The organism is Sunxiuqinia sp. (genome assembly GCF_055140945.1).
Map to the genome: position 1 here is coordinate 39980 of NZ_JBSQYS010000007.1, position 17649 is coordinate 57628.

At 39.6% G+C, this 17649-nt stretch carries 18 protein-coding genes; 9 read left to right on the plus strand and 9 right to left on the minus strand.

The features are described 5' to 3' along the window. Window positions 1-15: 15 nt before the first annotated feature. Window positions 16-1200, plus strand: a complete 1185-nt coding sequence (locus ACTB00_RS04410) for a murein hydrolase activator EnvC family protein (protein ID WP_463298732.1) — start codon at window positions 16-18, stop codon at window positions 1198-1200. A 58-nt stretch (window positions 1201-1258) separates the two neighbouring features. Here ACTB00_RS04410 and ACTB00_RS04415 read toward each other — a convergent pair whose 3' ends face one another. Beyond that, a complete protein-coding gene (locus ACTB00_RS04415) occupies window positions 1259-1960 on the minus strand; it encodes a Crp/Fnr family transcriptional regulator (protein WP_321286637.1) in 702 nt (233 codons plus the stop codon). Window positions 1961-2122: 162 nt separating this feature from the next. On the opposite strand from ACTB00_RS04415, the gene ACTB00_RS04420 reads away from it, so the two are divergent. The 4 genes from ACTB00_RS04420 to ACTB00_RS04435 all read left to right on the plus strand — a co-directional run bounded on the left by ACTB00_RS04420 (window position 2123) and on the right by ACTB00_RS04435 (window position 4817). Then, window positions 2123-2539, plus strand: a complete 417-nt coding sequence (locus ACTB00_RS04420; RefSeq protein WP_463298733.1) for an OsmC family protein — start codon at window positions 2123-2125, stop codon at window positions 2537-2539. Then, window positions 2536-3420 carry a helix-turn-helix domain-containing protein gene (locus tag ACTB00_RS04425; RefSeq protein WP_463298734.1) on the plus strand — a complete coding sequence of 295 codons (885 nt, stop codon included), beginning with the start codon at window positions 2536-2538 and terminating at the stop codon, window positions 3418-3420. Before ACTB00_RS04420 ends, ACTB00_RS04425 begins: the two co-directional genes overlap by 4 nt. 75 nt (window positions 3421-3495) lie before the next feature. Then, a complete protein-coding gene (locus ACTB00_RS04430) occupies window positions 3496-4086 on the plus strand; it encodes a YceI family protein (protein ID WP_463298735.1) in 591 nt (196 codons plus the stop codon). Window positions 4087-4100: 14 nt separating this feature from the next. Then, complete coding sequence (locus ACTB00_RS04435) at window positions 4101-4817, plus strand: pirin family protein (RefSeq protein WP_463298736.1); 717 nt, start codon at window positions 4101-4103, stop codon at window positions 4815-4817. A 49-nt stretch (window positions 4818-4866) separates the two neighbouring features. Here ACTB00_RS04435 and ACTB00_RS04440 read toward each other — a convergent pair whose 3' ends face one another. Next, window positions 4867-6051 (minus strand): hypothetical protein, encoded by a 1185-nt coding sequence (locus ACTB00_RS04440; protein WP_463298737.1) that lies wholly within the window; start codon window positions 6049-6051, stop codon window positions 4867-4869. A 167-nt stretch (window positions 6052-6218) separates the two neighbouring features. Between ACTB00_RS04440 and ACTB00_RS04445 the strand changes: the two genes are divergently transcribed. From ACTB00_RS04445 to ACTB00_RS04455, 3 genes are all read left to right on the plus strand, one after another. Further along, the gene (locus ACTB00_RS04445) at window positions 6219-7637 is read left to right on the plus strand and encodes a Gfo/Idh/MocA family protein (RefSeq protein WP_463298738.1); all 1419 of its coding nucleotides are present in this window, start codon (window positions 6219-6221) and stop codon (window positions 7635-7637) included. A gap of 114 nt (window positions 7638-7751) precedes the next feature. Beyond that, window positions 7752-10040, plus strand: coding sequence for a beta-glucosidase BglX (gene bglX, locus ACTB00_RS04450; RefSeq protein WP_463298739.1), 2289 nt, complete (start codon window positions 7752-7754; stop codon window positions 10038-10040). Between the two features lie 173 nt (window positions 10041-10213). After that, complete coding sequence (locus tag ACTB00_RS04455; RefSeq protein WP_463298740.1) at window positions 10214-11575, plus strand: NAD-dependent succinate-semialdehyde dehydrogenase; 1362 nt, start codon at window positions 10214-10216, stop codon at window positions 11573-11575. Window positions 11576-11614: 39 nt separating this feature from the next. Here the strand turns inward: ACTB00_RS04455 and ACTB00_RS04460 are convergent, their stop codons facing one another. The 6 genes from ACTB00_RS04460 to ACTB00_RS04485 all read right to left on the minus strand — a co-directional run bounded on the left by ACTB00_RS04460 (window position 11615) and on the right by ACTB00_RS04485 (window position 14597). Then, complete coding sequence (locus tag ACTB00_RS04460; protein WP_463298741.1) at window positions 11615-11899, minus strand: hypothetical protein; 285 nt, start codon at window positions 11897-11899, stop codon at window positions 11615-11617. 10 nt (window positions 11900-11909) lie between these two features. After that, on the minus strand, window positions 11910-12182 hold the full coding sequence (locus ACTB00_RS04465) for a DUF429 domain-containing protein (protein ID WP_463298742.1): 273 nt from the start codon (window positions 12180-12182) through the stop codon (window positions 11910-11912). Then, window positions 12160-12561, minus strand: coding sequence for a DUF429 domain-containing protein (locus ACTB00_RS04470; RefSeq protein WP_463298743.1), 402 nt, complete (start codon window positions 12559-12561; stop codon window positions 12160-12162). The genes ACTB00_RS04465 and ACTB00_RS04470 overlap by 23 nt, the downstream gene beginning before the upstream one ends. Then, on the minus strand, window positions 12562-12732 hold the full coding sequence (locus ACTB00_RS04475; RefSeq protein ID WP_463298744.1) for a Lacal_2735 family protein: 171 nt from the start codon (window positions 12730-12732) through the stop codon (window positions 12562-12564). Window positions 12733-12738: 6 nt separating this feature from the next. Continuing rightward, complete coding sequence (locus tag ACTB00_RS04480; RefSeq protein ID WP_463298745.1) at window positions 12739-13218, minus strand: SRPBCC family protein; 480 nt, start codon at window positions 13216-13218, stop codon at window positions 12739-12741. Between the two features lie 119 nt (window positions 13219-13337). Beyond that, window positions 13338-14597, minus strand: a complete 1260-nt coding sequence (locus ACTB00_RS04485) for a hypothetical protein (RefSeq protein WP_463298746.1) — start codon at window positions 14595-14597, stop codon at window positions 13338-13340. Window positions 14598-14988: 391 nt separating this feature from the next. On the opposite strand from ACTB00_RS04485, the gene ACTB00_RS04490 reads away from it, so the two are divergent. After that, window positions 14989-15123, plus strand: a complete 135-nt coding sequence (locus tag ACTB00_RS04490) for a hypothetical protein (RefSeq protein WP_463298747.1) — start codon at window positions 14989-14991, stop codon at window positions 15121-15123. A gap of 214 nt (window positions 15124-15337) precedes the next feature. Here ACTB00_RS04490 and metG read toward each other — a convergent pair whose 3' ends face one another. Beyond that, a complete protein-coding gene (gene metG, locus ACTB00_RS04495; RefSeq protein WP_463298748.1) occupies window positions 15338-17371 on the minus strand; it encodes a methionine--tRNA ligase in 2034 nt (677 codons plus the stop codon). Between the last annotated feature and the right edge of the window lie 278 nt (window positions 17372-17649).

Genomic DNA, 17649 nt, shown 5'->3' on the forward strand with positions numbered 1-17649 from the left:
AAACGCTATAAGCCTATGAAAGGTGTTTTTTTAAGCTTGTTACTCCTTCTTAATGGATTGGGCTCGATCGGACAGTCGCTTACCGATTTGCGCACTAAAAAGGCAAATACTGAGCAGGTGATAAAATATACGTCTTCACTGCTTCAGGAAGCCCAAAAAAATGAAAAAGTAAGCTTGAATAAGTTGAAATTGCTCAATTCTCAGATTGAAAATCGAAATCAACTGATTCGGGCGATTGGCTCTGAGATTGATGCGCTTAATAATTACATTGCTGAAAATTCGGAAGTATCAGAGATGCTTCAAACTGATTTGAAAGATTTGAAAAAAGAGTATGCTGCGATGATCCGGTTTGCTCAGAAGAATAAAAACAGCTACGACATGCTTATCTTTCTGTTATCAGCAGAGAATTTAAACCAGGCATACAAGCGCATGCTTTATTTGAAACAATACGCCAGATACCGGAAATCACAGGTTGAAGTTATTGAGGCCCTGCAGCAAATTGTGGAAGAGAAAGTCGCAAAGCTTAAAACACAAAAACGACAAAAAGCGGAATTGTTGACTAGCCAGCAGACCGAAACAGATCAGCTACTGAGTGAAAAAAATCAGCAAAATCAGCAGGTTCAGGATCTCCAAAGACAGCAACGGCAGCTCCGGAAAAAGCTTCGTGAACAACAAAAGGAGCAAGAGGAGTTAAACCGAGAAATAGAACGCTTAATAGAAGAAGAAGCTCGTAAAGCCCGCGAAAAAGGCCAGTTTGAGATGACACCTGATCAAAAGCTATTGGCAGCTAATTTTCAAGAAAACAAAGGACGTATTCCCTGGCCGGTTGAACGGGGAATAATCACCGAACATTTTGGGGTGCATACCCATGCGGTGCTAAAGAATGTTCAGGTGAAGAGCAATGGAATCGAAATAAGCACAACTCCCGGTTCCGATGCGCTCGCTGTGTTTAATGGCATTGTAAGCAAGGTATTTGCTATTTCAGGTGGTAATATGGCGGTCATTATTCGCCACGGAAGTTTTTTAAGCGTTTATTCTAACCTGAAAGAAGTGGTTGTAAAAGCTGGTCAGCAGGTTAAAACCAGGCAAAAAGTTGGAACAATTTACTCCGATTCGGCCGATGGCGACAAAACGATACTCAAATTTCAGGTTTGGCAGGAAAACCAAAAAATGAACCCGGAAGATTGGATAAGCAAATAAATGCCAGCTTCTAAATCCGGGTCGAAATATGACGGTGAGAAGAATTTTAAGGCCAGTATTATAAACCAGCTACCCGAGTTAACGCCTTAATATCCAATAGTTTTATCTTTCTACCTTGTAAATCAATTAAGTTGTCGTGTTTAAATTCCGAAAGCAAACGAATCACACTTTCAGTAGCCGTACCCACAATATTGGCCAGTTCTTCGCGCGTAAGCGAAATCTGTAAGGTATTGGTATTGTCCAAATCAAAACTTTCTTTCAATAATAACAATACTTCAGCCAAACGCTCGCGTACAGTTTTTTGGGCTATATCAGTGATATAATCGTTTGCTTCGCGTAATTCCTTACATACGATTTGCAGCATATGATGTGAAAATTGCCAGTTACTTTTAATCAGAAACTGTAAGGTTTGATAAGGAATATGGCACAATACGGCTTCGTCAATCACTTTAGCAGTTGTACAGGCCGCTTCTTCACTTAGTAAAGATCGATAGGCAATAATTTCCCCCCTTTTTGCAAAGCGAATGATTTGCTCTTTCCCGTCAATGCCTGTTTTGAATATCTTTATAATGCCCTTTGTAACGCAATAAAAACCAGTTAATCGGCTACCTTCTCTATAAATAATACTTCCTTTTTTATACAAAGAGCAAGTTTTATCATAATTAAGTTGAGCAAATTCTTGTTCTGTAAGCTTTTTAAACAACTGAAATCCTGAAAGTTCACACTCTTCTTCAGTTGGTCGGTTAATTGAACTTCTCATGAACCTTAATTTATAATGAATTGATTAATAAATCCTAAATTAAATTTAAATATACAATGAACATTTATATTTGTAAAACTATTTATTTAGATAGTTTCATGTTTTAATCTAGTGTTGATAATAACACAATTTGTATCTATAATTGTTTAAAATTACATTTTTATGAAACATTTTATTGATCTGGCCTGGAAAGGAAATATGGCCTTTGAAACGGATATGGATGGACACCAAGTAACGATTGACGCTGGAAAAGAGAGCGGAGGTGATGATTTAGGACCACGACCAAAAAAGCTGATGCTAACAGCTTTAGCAGGTTGCTCCGGAATTGATGTCATTTCAATTTTGAAGAAGATGAAAGTTGTTCCTGAAAGTTTTCGCGTTGTTGTTGAAGGAGATGTGACTGATGATCACCCCAAAAGGTATCAGGAAATCAAGGTAGTTTACGAGTTTAAGGGGAAAGATTTACCCTTGGAAAAACTGCAGAAAGCAGTAGACCTGTCAGAGGAAAAATACTGCGGTGTAAGTGCTGTTTACAAAAAAGCAATGAATATGAGTAGCGAAATACGTGTGGTTGAATGACGAGTAATAACCTTTTTGATGACAGCGAAGATCGGATTTTCACGATCATGAAAATCTGTGAGCTTGGAGACGAGGAGCGGCAGGAAAACCAATTACCTCATCTTCATGATTTTTATTCGATCATTTGGATTCAAGATGGTCAGGCGGTTCATGCCACCGATTTTGTTGAGTATGTGCTCGAAAAGGACTCCATCCTTTTTGTTCCTCCGGGATTAAAACATCGCTTGGTTTTAGATCAAATGGCAGGTGGCTATTCCATTCTTTTTAATGAGGAGTTCGTGCGTTATAATCGAAAAGACTATACTCCGCTGAAGGAATATGATTTATTTAATAATCCCGAGTTTAAAAGCATTGTAAAGATTGAAGAAAGCTCGGATAAAGAAAAGCTTTCGAATCTTATAAACCTTATGCTTGAAGAATTTCAGCGAACGGACGATTATAGCCAGGATGTCGTTTTAAACCTGCTACATTTGTTTTTATTGAAATCTATCCGACTATTCGAAACCCAGTATAATCCGCTGGACACTAAGGAGGAGGATACCGACAATTTTTCAATTATTCGATTTAAAAAGCTGATAGAGGATAACTATAGAACTGAAAAAAGTGTTTCATCTTATGCTGATATGTTGAGTATGAATCCAACTTGTTTGAATGAGATTGCCAAAAAGACAACAGGAATTACTGCCGGTGAAATGATTCGTAACCGAGTTATTGAAGAAGCGAAGCAGAAATTATTTGGTACTGATTTAAATGGAAAGGAGATTGCTTATTCGCTCGGATTTGATGATCCATCCTATTTTAGCCGCTTCTTTAAAAAGTATACTGGGTTTACTATCAAGGACTTTAGAGATACTAGTCGAAAAAAGTACCATAAAATTTAGTTTTAGTCCATTTTCTATGCCTGTTAAGCTCTGTATTTTTGTAGATGAATAATTACAAACAAAAAACAGATAGACATGAAAACAATGAATTTAAAAAAATGGACGATTTTAGGTATAGCTTTAATTTTTAGCTCCGCAGTTATTGCCGGAAATTATGTTATAGATACCAGTTCAAGTAATGTTGATTGGTTCGGTAAAAAAGTTACAGGCGAACATAATGGTTCAATTAATATTAAAGAAGGATCATTAGAAGTAGCTGGTGGAGCAATCAAAGGTGGAACTGTAGTTATTGATATGCAGTCAATTATCAATGAAGATATTGAAGATGCAGATTATAAAGCAAAGCTGGAAGGTCACCTGAAGTCGGAGGATTTCTTCTCAGTAGAGAAATTTCCGATAGCAAAATTGGTTTTAACAGATGTTGAAAAATCTGGTGATGAATACTCATTCACTGGCGACTTGACAATCAAAGGAATTACGAAACCGGTTTCGTTTAAAGGAAAGTCTTTAGCTGATGGTGACCATGTAAAAGTGGAAGGTGCCATAACAATTGACCGATCAGATTATGATGTGAAATACGGATCATCATCATTCTTCGATAATTTGGGTGATAAGATGATTTATGACGACTTCACTTTAAATTATGTATTAGTAGCAAATAAGTAAGAAAGGAGAGAACAATGAATGTTGTTCTATATCGATCAGACAGTAGGGGAGCAGCCGATCATGGCTGGCTAAAAAGCAGACACACCTTTAGTTTTGCAAATTACTATTGCCCTTCGAGGTTAAACTTTGGTGTACTGCGGGTACTCAATGATGACCTTGTAGAGCCTAAAATGGGATTTGGTACTCATCCGCACGACAATATGGAAATTGTTTCGATTGTGCTTGATGGGGAGCTGGAACACAAAGATAGCATGGGAACAGGTTCCATTATTAAAAAGGGCGAGGTGCAGGTGATGTCAGCTGGTTCCGGAGTTACGCACTCCGAATTTAATCCTTCGGAAGATAAACCGGTTAGTTTTTTTCAAATCTGGCTGTTTCCGAAGAAGGAAAATGTTGAACCTCGTTATGGACAGGCTTATTTTGATGAAGCCGACGTAGCCAATAAGTGGCAGATGGTTGTTTCTCCTGATGGCGAAAATAAGTCACTCTGGATTCATCAGGATGCCCGGATATACAGAGGCGATTTTGAAGCCGGGAAGTCGATTGATTACATCATGAATAATTCGGACAATGGCCTGTTTTTAATGGTGATTGAGGGCAAGGTGGAAGTAGATGATTATACCTTATCAAGGCGCGATGCAGCCGGGCTAACCCACGTTGGTGATAAAATCAGTGTCAGTATCAAAAAGAAGAGCCAGTTACTTTTATTGGAAGTTCCAATGACAAGATAATCATTAGTGAAAGAAAAATTCTTGAGCCTGGGTAAATACCCGGGCTTTTTTATGGCCAAATTTCTGAAACATTTGCAGGTAAAGCGTCAAGCCTGATCAGGTGGATATCAAAATCAGTTCGATTTTCACCTTTTACTTCAAATACAGCCTTGAAATTTTTGCTGTCAAGGAACTGAATTTTTGTTTCGAACGCTTTCATTTTAGTTTCATCGGTAAAATATTTGGTAAGAGCCATATTCCCGATATCTCTGTCGCACAGAAAAAATAATACACATCGTCCATCCGGAAGCTCGAAATAGGAAACGGTCGCATATTCGTAACTTAAATATGAAGTCGAGCGATTGTTAAACGCGAATGTTGAGTCAGCAACCTGATAGTTTAAAACAGACTCTTCAATATTGTAGATCAAACCCAATTTTTCAACTGTTTTTTTAAGATCCTGAAGTGTTTTAAAGGAACCAATGAAAATCAGATTTTCATCTCTAAAATCTTCCAGTTTTACCCGGGACGAAAAATCCATTTCGATGTTTTGATGCTTACCGCCAACTAGTTGCAGAAGATTAAATAAACCCATAGGGGCTTGATTATTAACATAGGTGATATCGTTTTTTTCCACCTGATCGATTAACTCCGGATGTTGTTTCACAAAATTGTCAAACTCAGCATCCGAATTAATTCTGCTGTCCCGCATACTTCCAAACTGTCCTGATGGAACAGTTCCTCGGTAAAAATAATGATCACCCAGCACAATTCGGGTTGTAAAATCAGTCGAAAAAAACGGTTTCCAAAATTCGATTTTCACCGGTTTCGAAGGAAAAAAAACATGAAAAAGCAGCACTCCGGCAAGAATGAAAACACTGAAAAGAAATAATACCGGCGTAAAGCGATTGACATTTTTTTTCATGGCTTTAATCGGTAAATGCTTAAAATCGATGGTATATTGCCCCTTTGGCAATTCAAAAATCAAATCATCATCCTGACCCTCTTGCTCGTAATATTCTTTCAGTTTCTTTCTCAAATTATGGACATAAACCCTTACGTTGATTTCCTTCTCAGGATTATACTTTTTCCCAAATACATCAGCTGCAATTTGGAATTCTTTCGGTTTCTCACCTTTGAATGAAGACTGAACCAAGTATTTTAAGAGCTCTCTGTTAACCGGAGATTTTGAAAAAACATGACTTTCAATAATTTTTTTCAGGTAAATATCGATATGGCTCTTTGATTTTGTCAAGTTGTTAGTTTTCAGTTTTGTAAAACACTTTTTTAACGTAGACTTTACTGCTTTTATAGGTTATCTTTTTCAAAAATAACAAGAACCAGATATATTCAGTATAGAAATCCTAAATAATTCGTAACCAAATACGATAGTAATCACAATAAAATTAAATCTTACTACTTATGATGAAGTCAAAAAATTTAAATCGACGACATTTTTTGGGAGCTGCCGGAACTTTAACTGCCGGAGCCCTTTTGACCAATCCAGTTCAATCAATGGCGCGGCCTGCCTCGTCAAAAACAAAACTTGCTTTAGTGGGAACAGGAGTTCGGGGAACAAGTTTCTGGGGTAAAAATATCGTGGACAATTACTCAAATGAGGCTGAGTTTGTTGGACTTTGTGACATTAATCCCGGGAGGCTCCAATTTGCGCTGGATTATATGGGAGTAGATTGTCCTGTTTTTACTGATTTTGAAGAAATGGTAAACAAAACTAAGCCTGAAATAGTGATTGTTACCACAATGGATTCTACGCACGATAAATACATCGTAAAAGCCCTGGAAATGGGTTGCGATGTAATCACGGAGAAACCCATGACAACTGATGAAGTTAAATGTCAATCAATTTTGGATGCGGAACGCAAAACCGGCAGAAAGGTAATCGTTGGGTTTAATTATCGGTACGGACATCAGTTTTCAAAACTGAAGGAATTGTTGACGAAAAAGGAAGTTGGCAAAATTACTTCGGTCGATTTTCACTGGTACTTAAATACTTATCATGGTGCTTCTTATTTCCGTCGTTGGCACGGCGAACGAGACAAAGGAGGAACCTTGCTGGTACACAAATCCACTCATCATTTCGATTTGCTCAATTGGTGGATTGATTCAGACCCATTGGAAGTGACTGCTTATGGCGAGTTGGAGCACTATGGTAGCAACAACGAATTTCGCGGTGCGAACTGCCGTTCTTGTGCGTATACCGATAAATGTAAGTTTTATTGGGATATCATGGAAAATGATCGTTACGTGGATTTGTATGTAAAAAATGAAAAATATGATGGTTATATCCGCGACAATTGCTTGTGGCGCCACGATGTTGATATTTACGATAAAATGGCTGTTCAGATAAAATATGCCAACGATGTGCAGGTAAGTTACTCCTTAACAACCTATTCTCCTTACGAAGGTTGGCGAATCGCTTTTAATGGTATGGATGGCCGTATCGATTCGTGGGAAGGTATTCCTTGGCGTGCAGATGAGCGCGTAAATCAAGCTCAACTGCATGCTCAGGAAATGAACCAAAATGCGGAGGAAAATAATTCAGCCTATGATGAAATAATGGTGATGAAAAACTGGGAAACTGAATATGATTTGGTGAAAGTACCCCGCATTCGTGGTGGACACGGTGGAGGAGATGTTCGCTTGCAAGATAAGATCTTTAAAGATCCAAACATGGCCGATCCGTATAAACACTCGGCTGGAACTCGCGATGGTGCGATGTCAATTCTTATCGGTATTGCAGCCCGAAAAAGTATTGAGGAACAACGACCTGTCAAGATTTCAGAACTAACCGATATACCGATTAGTGCAAATCGCGGATAGTTGACATTTTTAGCATTGATTTATTTGGGGCTTTCTATTAAGAAAGCCCTTTTTATATCTCAATTTCTGCGGATTATTGTAATTTAGCTTCCTAAATTTTAAAGTACTATTACAATGTTTACCACTAAATCAATAATCATTTCACTATTACTTTTTCTATTTATGGCAAAAGTTGACGCTACGAATAATTCCGTAAAACCCGATCCAATTGACGTAAAAGTTGATTCACTATTAAAGCTGATGACGCTTCAGGAAAAAATTGGCCAGTTAAATCAGTATACTAGTCAGTGGGAAATGACTGGTCCGGCTCCCGCAGCAGAGGATATGCAAAATCAGTTGGAGCAAATTAAAACCGGCATGGTCGGATCAATGCTAAATGTAACCGGAGCCGAAGCCACAAGAGAAGCCCAGAAACTGGCCGTTGAAAACAGTAGACTTGGTATTCCCTTGGTTTTTGGTTACGATGTCATTCATGGCTACCGAACCCTCTTTCCAATTCCATTGGCCGAAGCGGCAAGCTGGGAACCGGCGCTTGCAAAAAAATCAGCTTCAATTGCTGCTAAAGAGGCTTCTGCTGCAGGTATTCACTGGACCTTTGCACCCATGGTAGATATCTCTCGCGATGCCCGTTGGGGGCGAGTTATGGAAGGAGCAGGAGAAGATCCTTACTTGGGATCCTTGTTTGCCGCTGCTCGTGTAAAAGGCTTTCAAGGCGATGATTTGTCCAGTACAAGCACTGTTGCAGCTTGCGCCAAGCATTTTGCCGCCTATGGTTTTATCGAAGCCGGGCGTGATTATAATACTGTTGACATTAGCGACAATACGCTGCACAACACGGTGCTACCTCCATTTAAAGCTGCTGCCGATGCTGGTGCGGCTTCGTTCATGAATGCCTTCAATGTGATTGGTGGCATACCTGCTACCATGAATACCTACCTGCTGCGCGATATTTTAAAAGGCGAATGGGGATATGATGGCATGGTGGTTTCTGACTGGAACTCAGTTGGTGAGATTGTCAATCATGGAGTTGCCCCAAATAAAAAGGAAGCAGCAAAACTTGCCATTATTGGTGGTTGCGATATGGATATGGAAGGTCGCTGTTATGTCGATCATTTGGAAGAATTGGTTGCTGAAGGAACTATTGATGAAGCCTTGATTAATGATGCTGCCGGACGAGTATTAAAGATGAAATTTGAATTGGGTTTATTTGATGATCCTTATCAATACAGCAATGTCGAACGTGAAAAAGAGGTCATTCTTTCTGCTGAGAATTTGGCTGTAGCGCGAGATGCTGCCCGTAAGTCAATTGTTTTATTGAAGAATGAAGGAGAGGTTTTACCTTTAGCTAAAAATGGTTTATCCATTGCAGTAATGGGTGAATTGGCCGAAGATAAAGATAGTCCGATTGGAAGTTGGAGAGCCAGTGCAATACCCAATTCGGCGGTTTCGCTTATTGAAGGAATCAAAGCCAATAAAGAACAAAAAAATGACATTCAGTTTACTCAAGGCGTTCGATTAATCGATGGTGAGAAAAGCTTTGTGAAAGAGCTCAATTTCAATATAACCGATCGTAGTGGTTTCGAAGAGGCAAAGGTGTTGGCGCAAAAATCAGATGTTGTTGTCATGGCTTTGGGTGAGAATTGCTTTCAGACAGGCGAGGGGAGAAGCCAGACTGATATCAGGCTGAAAGGATTGCAAATGGAGTTTTTCAACGAGATTTATGCTGTCAATCCAAATATAGTTGTTGTGTTGATGAATGGACGTCCGGTAGTATTAGGCGAAATTGCCGAAAAAGCCAAAGCGATACTTGAAGTTTGGCACTTGGGACTAGAGTCAGGAAACGCCATAGCTGACGTTTTGTTTGGCGATTTTGCGCCTTCAGGAAAATTGCCGGTGTCTTTTCCGGTAGTAACCGGACAAGCACCAATTTATTACAATCATCTGAGCACTGGTCGGCCCGACAATGGCGAAGGAAATGTATTTTGGTCACATTATACTGATGCGCCTAAAGTGCCACTTTATCCTTTTGGTTACGGACTGACCTACACCAATTTTGAATACTCCGATATCTCACTCGATAAAGATCAGATTTCATTCGATGAGTTGGTAAAAGTAACTGTTCAGGTAAAAAATACAGGAAAAAGGGAGGGAACAGAAGTCGTTCAACTTTATATTCATGATTTATTTGCATCGGTAGCACGCCCTGTTAAGGAATTGAAAGCTTTTAAAAAGGTGACAATTCCGGTTGGAGAATCAAAAGAAGTGACATTCAGTTTAACACCGCAGGATTTGGCTTTTTATAATATTGATAAAAAATGGACGGCAGAACCGGGAGATTTCAAAGTTTTTGTAGGAACAAACTCAAGAGACGTTAAAGAAAGTCAGTTTAAGTTAGTTGATTAAGCTAAAAATGATAACAAATACGAAAAGGGCTTTTCTTGAAAAGCCCTTTTTTTATGCTTAAATTTAATGGACAAAAGTTGATGAGATTAGAAATAGTCCTTAACGACTGCGTTTTCAACATTAAGTCATTTAGCTATCGGCAATTATCAGATTTTCAAAAAAACAGAAATGCTATGAAATCAATAAATCCATTCACAAATAAAATAATTGAGAATTATAAAGAACACACTGGCTCAGAAGCCAAACACATTATCAAAGAGGTCGATGTAGCCTTTCAATCGTGGAAAAAGACCACATTTGAGGAACGAAAAAACTATTTGCTGGAACTGGTTAATCAGCTTACAGAGCAGAAAGAATCACTTTCGAACCTGATTATGTATGAAATGGGGAAGGTGAAAAAAGAAGCTGTAAGCGAAATTGAAAAGTGCGCTTGGGTTTGCCGATTTTACGCCGAAAATGGTGCTCAGTTTCTCGATAGTGAAGTTATTGAGTCCGATGCTTCCGAGTCATTTGTCAGCTTTCAACCCTTGGGAACTGTATTGGCTGTGATGCCCTGGAACTTTCCCTTTTGGCAGGTTTTCCGGTTTTTGGCACCGGCACTGATGGCTGGTAATACCGGTGTACTAAAACATGCCAGTAATGTTCAGGGATGCTCACTGGCCATCGAAAAGCTGGTTCGCGATGCCGGGTTGCCCGAAAATGTCTTTCGCAGTCTGCTAATTCGCGGAAGCGCCGTAAAGCAGGTTCTAGAGAACCCTAAAATAAAGGCAGTTACTTTAACCGGAAGTACTCCGGCGGGTAAGTCGGTAGCAGCAATTGCCGGATCCGTGTTAAAAAAATCGGTACTTGAGCTGGGAGGGAGCGATCCCTATTTAATTTTGGAGGATGCCGATATTGAAGAAGCTGCTAAGCTTTGTGCTTCAGCTCGTTTGCTAAATGCCGGACAAAGTTGTATTGGAGCCAAACGGTTTATTGTTGTTGAAAGCGTTTATGATCAGTTTAGAGAGGCATTTGTAAAGGAAATGCAAACCGCAAAATATGGTAATCCTGAAGATGCGGATACAAAGATTGGGCCGATGGCACGGCATGATTTAAGGGATGAATTACATGGCCAGGTGAGCGCTTCGGTGGCTAAAGGAGCCAACATAATTTGTGGCGGTTTTATCCCCAATGATGATGATTCGTTTTATCCGCCTACAGTTCTGGAGAATGTTGAACCTGGAATGCCGGCTTACGAAGAGGAACTTTTTGGTCCGGTGGCTTCTTTATTCAAAGTAAAAACCGAAGAAGAGGGAATTAAAATTGCAAACGACACGGTTTTCGGATTGGGCGCCGGGGTGTTTACCGCTGATTTGGAACGGGGAAAGAAAATAGCGGAGAAAGGACTCGAAGCAGGATGTGTGTTTGTAAACGACTTTGTGAAATCAGATCCTCGATTACCTTTTGGTGGAATAAAAGAAAGTGGCTATGGTCGGGAGTTGTCTCTTCTGGGTATTCGCGAGTTCGTCAATATCAAAACAATATCAATTAAATGAGTCTTGTTTATCAGTGATTTTATGGGTGGTTTTGTTGATTTAGGTGTAGTTCTTCAGATACCAAATAAAGGCGATCATTATAATGGCCATTGCTGCAAGTACTATTCGTTCATACCGTTTGCGTTTAGTTGTTTGTAGGCTTATTTTATTCAGAAATCGGCCTTTTGTTTCACGTGAAACCTTTTTAAAATAAAGATTCCGGTGTTTTTCTTTTAGCACAATCGGATCTTCGGTGTTGAAATAAGCTTTCTTTTTTCTCAGGGACCGATTGTTTTTCATCCTTGAGATCATATCGGCAACATGTCCGGCACTGGATAGTAGCATCGTTTAATAATTAGAGTGCATCCACCAAATCATCATCTTTTACTTGCCATTTCTTGAATCGATTTCGATACTGATTGAAAAAGGTTGGCAGCGCTTGGTGGTGTTTGGAAAGGATTGCTAAACGTTCTTGAATACCGACATGCTCTTTGGCTGCTTTCTTGTGCTTTAAAAGCCTACCGTTGTTGAGATTTTTGAAGTTAATCTCCGGATGGCTCTCCATCGTTTTTGGTTTCCAAGCTGGATTTTGTTCTAAAAACTGATCAAGTTCTTTTATTTTGGGCACTAAGTTCCAGGACTGAATCGATAAAGATTTTTCCGGTGATTTGCTGATTAATCAGTTTTGCTTCTTCGTAGTTTGTTGCAGATAAAGCTTCGTAGCAGGGAGGGGTAAAAATAGTTGACGAAAATCCTGGAGATAATTCCTTGCGGGCAATGCTCTCCTGATTTCTCTTTTCTCCATTTCTGGGCAAGCCAATTGGCATATCAATCAGGCAGCAGATCGCATCAGAATGCTGATGAAGAATTTGATTCCGCGTGGAAAAAATTTCAATGGAATAGTTTATCCCATCGTAAACCGCCACGCACCAGCCGGTTTTGCAACCATCGATACCCAATACTTTATTCTCTTGGTTTCCCAACATGGTGGTGGTATAGTAAGTCAATTACTTGCTCTGAATAGTCTTGATTTCAGTTAAAATTTTCTCAGCCTGTACATAGTATTTTTCAGCTTCTTTCCGATTGACTTTTGAGATCTCGTGATAGTCTTTCATCAATTTGTTATATTTCGCCTGAAGCTTTTCTATTGGTGATTTTCGTTTAAATAATCCAAACATGACTTGCTATTTTTTTAAGTAATTAATGAGATAATTGTACCGGTATGCGAAAATATGTTCAAGTTGGCCTTGAACAAACAAGTGATGAGCCAGATGACCAAGTGCTCCAAAAGGTAACTTGTAGCTCACTTTATCGGTTATTAATGTTCCATCTGCTATTTCCTGAAATAGGTGTTCGTGATGCCACATTTTGTAGGGCCCGAAACGTTGTTCATCAACAAAAAAATGCTTTTCCTTTACCTGCGTAATTTCGGTAACCCAGTGGGTTGTGTATCCCGGAAACGGTGAAACATGATAAGTAATTATTTGGCCGGGATACATCGGAACGATTTCTCCTGAGGTAATTTTGAAATGCATACTTGGCGGCGTAATCTTCTCAAGATTTTCCGGATTAGAAAAAAACTCCCAAGCATCATTTAAGCTAATCGGGAGTTTTTGTTCAGCGTGTAAAGTGTAAATTCCGGCGTGTTTCTTAATTGTTTTCATGGCATTGATTCAGTATCCCTAACATACTATTGCTTCAAAAACAACAAAAAACCTATTTTTGTTCAGATAATTGATTAAAACTTTAAACAAAATTAGATTGTAATCTGGTTATTAGTTTGTTATTCTCTCGTATTTTCCCACTTGGCAAAATTGATTGATGAGAAATAGCCCAGAAGCATTCCATCAAATATTTTTACCGCTTGCAGACGTGTTGAAGCGTAATTAATTTTCTTCTTCTCAGTTTGAACCTGCTGTGTTCGTCTGCTTAAAAACTCTTTAAAATCAGTTATTGCCAGGTCCGGATTATTGATCCGGTCTTTCTCAGGATTAAAAGAAAGTGCACTTTGTATCATGATATCTGTCCAGTCAATATCCTTGGTGTAAGTAGTTAAAAGCGCTTCAGCATTGGTTGGTAGCGACTCTTGCCATTTGATTATTGGTTTAATTAATGAAAACAACTCTTTGCGTTTAATCCGATCACCGGATTGCTCCAATTTGCTGAGCTCATCAGTTTGATCATTAACAATCGTTTCCAGTTCATTCCAGGCTTCTTCCAGTTCCTTGAAGCGACTAATATCCTTAATAACTTCATCACTGGGAGTTCCTTTAAAGTATAGATCTGTCGCGTTTGTTGGGGTTTCAGCTTCTATCTTTCGCACCTGAGTTTCCAATTCACGCATTAAGTTTTGCAAATTCCGTATTTCTCCCTGAACTGAGGCAAAGTCAAAGCTGGTAAGCAAATCTTCAATTGTATCGTATGAGCTTTGAATTCCATTTAATTTTTCTTCTATCGAATTACTTTTGTAACCGGATGCTTTTATATTGGGTGTTGCAAACCATTCATTTTCATTTCCAATGATATCCAGATGGATAATTGCATCGGCTTTGTTTTCTTCTAATCGTGTTGTATTTCCATCGGTAAATTGCCAGGTTGAAACAATCGTCACTTTAATGTACGATTTTTCGATGTTGCCCGCCGGAATGTTCACTTCAACCATATGCCTATTCGCTAGTTCCTGCAACATGTCCAGCTTGATTTTATTGTCCGATTCAAATTCAATGTTTTCACTTAATAGTTCCCAGGTCTTTTCTTGGTCGCCTTCCTGATAAACTATTTTTTTGTTACCCCTGCTGACAATTTTTGCATCGGAGCTAAAATCAAAGTAAGTGTCAGGATACCAAACAAAATCTGAGCGACCACCTTTTAGTTGTGCCAGAAGTGTGAATTGATCGCCTTTGTTAACTTCGAAATCGGAACCGCTTTCCATCAGCTTTCCATCAATAAACAGTTGAATAAATGGTTCTCGAAATGGCTCTGCGGCACTAGTTTGAGCAAGAATAGAACCTAAAAGGAGACACAATACAGCAATTCTTTTCATAGCGATTCTTTTTAAGTAGTGCGAATAATTTAGTGTCATGTTTCGAGTCTTTAACAATTTGTGATAGAAGCGAAACCGAAAATATCAAATAGGTTCGTGACCTTAACCTCTTGTTGTTGTGGAATAAAATTAGTCAAATAGATTTGGCTATCAAATAATCTTAAACATGTCCACTATAGTCATTCGTCTTTTTCGCTCAACCTTATTGTAAAAGCTGGATTTTGGCGTTTCATTGGCTGCTGTAAATGTCAGTATATAAGCCGATTCATTGAATTGCTGAGTTCCTTGTCATTTTCCTCCGTGGATTGAGTATAAATTGACCGCTTGTAAGCTAGCAGATTGGTTAAGCCTCGAATTTGATCTGTTAACTTCTTACAAACTTTTGGTCATAATGAACTTTTCTGATACGTCTGTTGTTTTTGATGTTAAGTTCGATGTTCAAAAAGGGAAAGAACAAATTTGGGGACGAAGTAAGCTTGATGTTGAATGGGACGAAGAGAACATCGAACTTCAAACATCGAAATAAAAAATATTTAAACGAATAAAGATTTAGTTTTAGGTTTAGTTGGTTTATTAGTTTGAAAAGGGTACGCGGTTGCGGCCCTTTTTTTTGAGGAAAAACCGCCTTTGCGTACAAAAGCGGTTTCAGTTATATGTAGAGTAAGTTACCGATCTGCAGAGCAGTACGGCAACTTACGGAAGCGCTGCCAACAAGAGTTGGCAACGACTGTCTTGATTTCTTATCTTACTTCCGATCCGTTTTTAACCGAGCTTTCAGGAGATACAAACTTCAAGGTTCCATCGGCATCTTCAGCCATCAGAATCATTCCTTGCGATTCGATACCACGCAGTTTTCGGGGTTCCAGATTCACCAAAACCGATACCTGCTTACCGATGATTTCTTCTGCTTTGTAATATTCGGCAATTCCGGAAACCACAGTGCGTTTATCGATTCCGGTATCTACTAAAATCTTCATCAGTTTCTTGGTTTTAGCAACCGGCTCAGCTTCTAAAATGGTCGCTGTGCGAATGTCCATTTTCATGAAATCGTCAAACGAGCAATTTTCTTTCGCCGGTTTTGCCACAGCTTCAGCTACTTCGTTTGCTTTTTTAGTGTCCAGCAATTTTTGAACCTGTGCTTCGATGGTGGCATCTTCAATTTTTTCGAACAACAACTCCGGCTTGTTGGTTTGGTGTCCGGCAGGCAGTAGATCTGTTCGGCCCAGCTCGCTCCAATCCAGTTTATCAAAGTTGATAAAGCCACAAAGCTTATCCATGCTGAAAGGTAGAAACGGCTTTAGCATGATGGTCAGGTTGGCGGTAATTTGTAAACAGATATTCATTACCGTTTTTACACGTTCCGGATCGGTTTTAAACACTTTCCAAGGCTCTTCGTCTGCCAGGTATTTGTTCCCCAATCGAGCCAAATCCATGGCCAATTTCAGTGCTTCGCGGAAACGGTAGTTGTCCAGGCTTTTTTCAACTTCAGTTTTAAGGTTGCCAATTTCGGCTAACGTGGCTTGATCCACTTCATTCAACTCTCCAAGAGCGGGAACAACACCTTCGTAATATTTTTGAGTGAGTACCAGTGCGCGGTTTACAAAGTTACCAAGTACAGCCACCAGTTCGTTGTTGTTGCGAGCCTGAAAATCTTTCCAGGTAAAGTCATTGTCTTTGGTTTCCGGGGCGTTGGCAGTCAAGGTGTATTTCAATACATCTTCTTTTCCGGGGAATTCTTCCAGGTATTCGTGCAACCAAACGGCCCAGTTGCGTGAGGTCGAAATCTTATCGCCTTCAAGGTTCAGAAATTCGTTGGCTGGCACATTCTCCGGTAAAATGTAGCTTCCTTCGGCTTTCAGCATGGTTGGGAAAATAATACAGTGGAAAACAATGTTGTCTTTTCCGATGAAATGCAGCATTTTGGTTTCTTCATCTTTCCACCATTTTTCCCAATCGGGTGTCAGCTCTTTGGTGGCCGAAATATAGCCAATCGGTGCATCAAACCACACGTACAGCACTTTTCCTTCGGCTTCGTCAATAGGCACAGGCACGCCCCAATTCAGGTCGCGGGTTACGGCACGCGGGTTCAGTCCACTGTCGATCCAGCTTTTGCATTGCCCGTATACATTCGACTTCCATTCTTTGTGACCTTCCAGTATCCATTCTTTTAACCACGGTTCGTACTGGTCGAGCGGCAGGTACCAGTGTTTTGTTTCTTTCAATACGGGGGTATTTCCGCTGATCATCGATTTCGGGTTGATCAGTTCGGTTGGGCTCAACGATGTTCCGCAGCTCTCGCATTGGTCGCCATAAGCGTTGTCGAACGAACATTTTGGACAGGTTCCCACGATGTAGCGGTCGGCCAAAAACTGCTTGTTTTCTTCGTCGTAATATTGTTCGCTGGTTTGCTCTGCAAACTTACCATCGTCGTACAACTTCTTGAAAAAACCGGCTGCTGTTTCATGATGAATTTTGGAACTGGTCCGTGAATACACATCAAACGAAATGCCGAAGCGCTCAAACGAATCTTTAATCATTCCGTGGTATTTGTCCACGATATCTTGCGGAGTAACACCTTCGTTTTTTGCTTTCAGGGTAATAGGAACACCGTGTTCATCCGAGCCACCAATGAGCAAAACCTCTTCGTTTTTCAGTCGGAGGTAGCGCGCATAAATATCAGCCGGAACATAAACCCCCGCCAGGTGACCAATGTGTACGGGCCCATTAGCATAAGGCAGGGCAGAAGTAATTAAAGTACGTTTGTATGATGTCATGTCAACGTGATTTTTTTATTGTCGTGAAAACCAATTCTGTTTAAGGGCTACAAAGATAGTTGTTTTTTTGAAGTAGGAATTCCATAAGAATTCACTTTTCAAAGTATTTCCGGGACCGATGATTTCCAATGCGATCCAAAAAAAATCGTACCTTTGTTTTAGCTAAAAAAGTTTGATGTTTAAAATTAAAATGGATTTGGTAAAGTAAATAACCTTTGGGATTCACCCAAGGTTATCCCTTAATTAAACTCAGGCAAATTCTTGCCGGAGTTATTTTC

Coding starts and splice junctions, on each gene's coding strand:
- ACTB00_RS04410 (WP_463298732.1), top strand. CDS start 16: ATGAAAGGTGTTTTTTTAAGCTTGTTACTCCTTCTTAATGGATTGGGC.
- ACTB00_RS04415 (WP_321286637.1), bottom strand. CDS start 1,960: ATGAGAAGTTCAATTAACCGACCAACTGAAGAAGAGTGTGAACTTTCA.
- ACTB00_RS04420 (WP_463298733.1), top strand. CDS start 2,123: ATGAAACATTTTATTGATCTGGCCTGGAAAGGAAATATGGCCTTTGAA.
- ACTB00_RS04425 (WP_463298734.1), top strand. CDS start 2,536: ATGACGAGTAATAACCTTTTTGATGACAGCGAAGATCGGATTTTCACG.
- ACTB00_RS04430 (WP_463298735.1), top strand. CDS start 3,496: ATGAAAACAATGAATTTAAAAAAATGGACGATTTTAGGTATAGCTTTA.
- ACTB00_RS04435 (WP_463298736.1), top strand. CDS start 4,101: ATGAATGTTGTTCTATATCGATCAGACAGTAGGGGAGCAGCCGATCAT.
- ACTB00_RS04445 (WP_463298738.1), top strand. CDS start 6,219: ATGATGAAGTCAAAAAATTTAAATCGACGACATTTTTTGGGAGCTGCC.
- bglX (WP_463298739.1), top strand. CDS start 7,752: ATGTTTACCACTAAATCAATAATCATTTCACTATTACTTTTTCTATTT.
- ACTB00_RS04455 (WP_463298740.1), top strand. CDS start 10,214: ATGAAATCAATAAATCCATTCACAAATAAAATAATTGAGAATTATAAA.
- ACTB00_RS04460 (WP_463298741.1), bottom strand. CDS start 11,899: ATGCTACTATCCAGTGCCGGACATGTTGCCGATATGATCTCAAGGATG.
- ACTB00_RS04475 (WP_463298744.1), bottom strand. CDS start 12,732: ATGTTTGGATTATTTAAACGAAAATCACCAATAGAAAAGCTTCAGGCG.
- ACTB00_RS04480 (WP_463298745.1), bottom strand. CDS start 13,218: ATGAAAACAATTAAGAAACACGCCGGAATTTACACTTTACACGCTGAA.
- ACTB00_RS04485 (WP_463298746.1), bottom strand. CDS start 14,597: ATGAAAAGAATTGCTGTATTGTGTCTCCTTTTAGGTTCTATTCTTGCT.
- ACTB00_RS04490 (WP_463298747.1), top strand. CDS start 14,989: ATGAACTTTTCTGATACGTCTGTTGTTTTTGATGTTAAGTTCGATGTT.
- metG (WP_463298748.1), bottom strand. CDS start 17,371: ATGACATCATACAAACGTACTTTAATTACTTCTGCCCTGCCTTATGCT.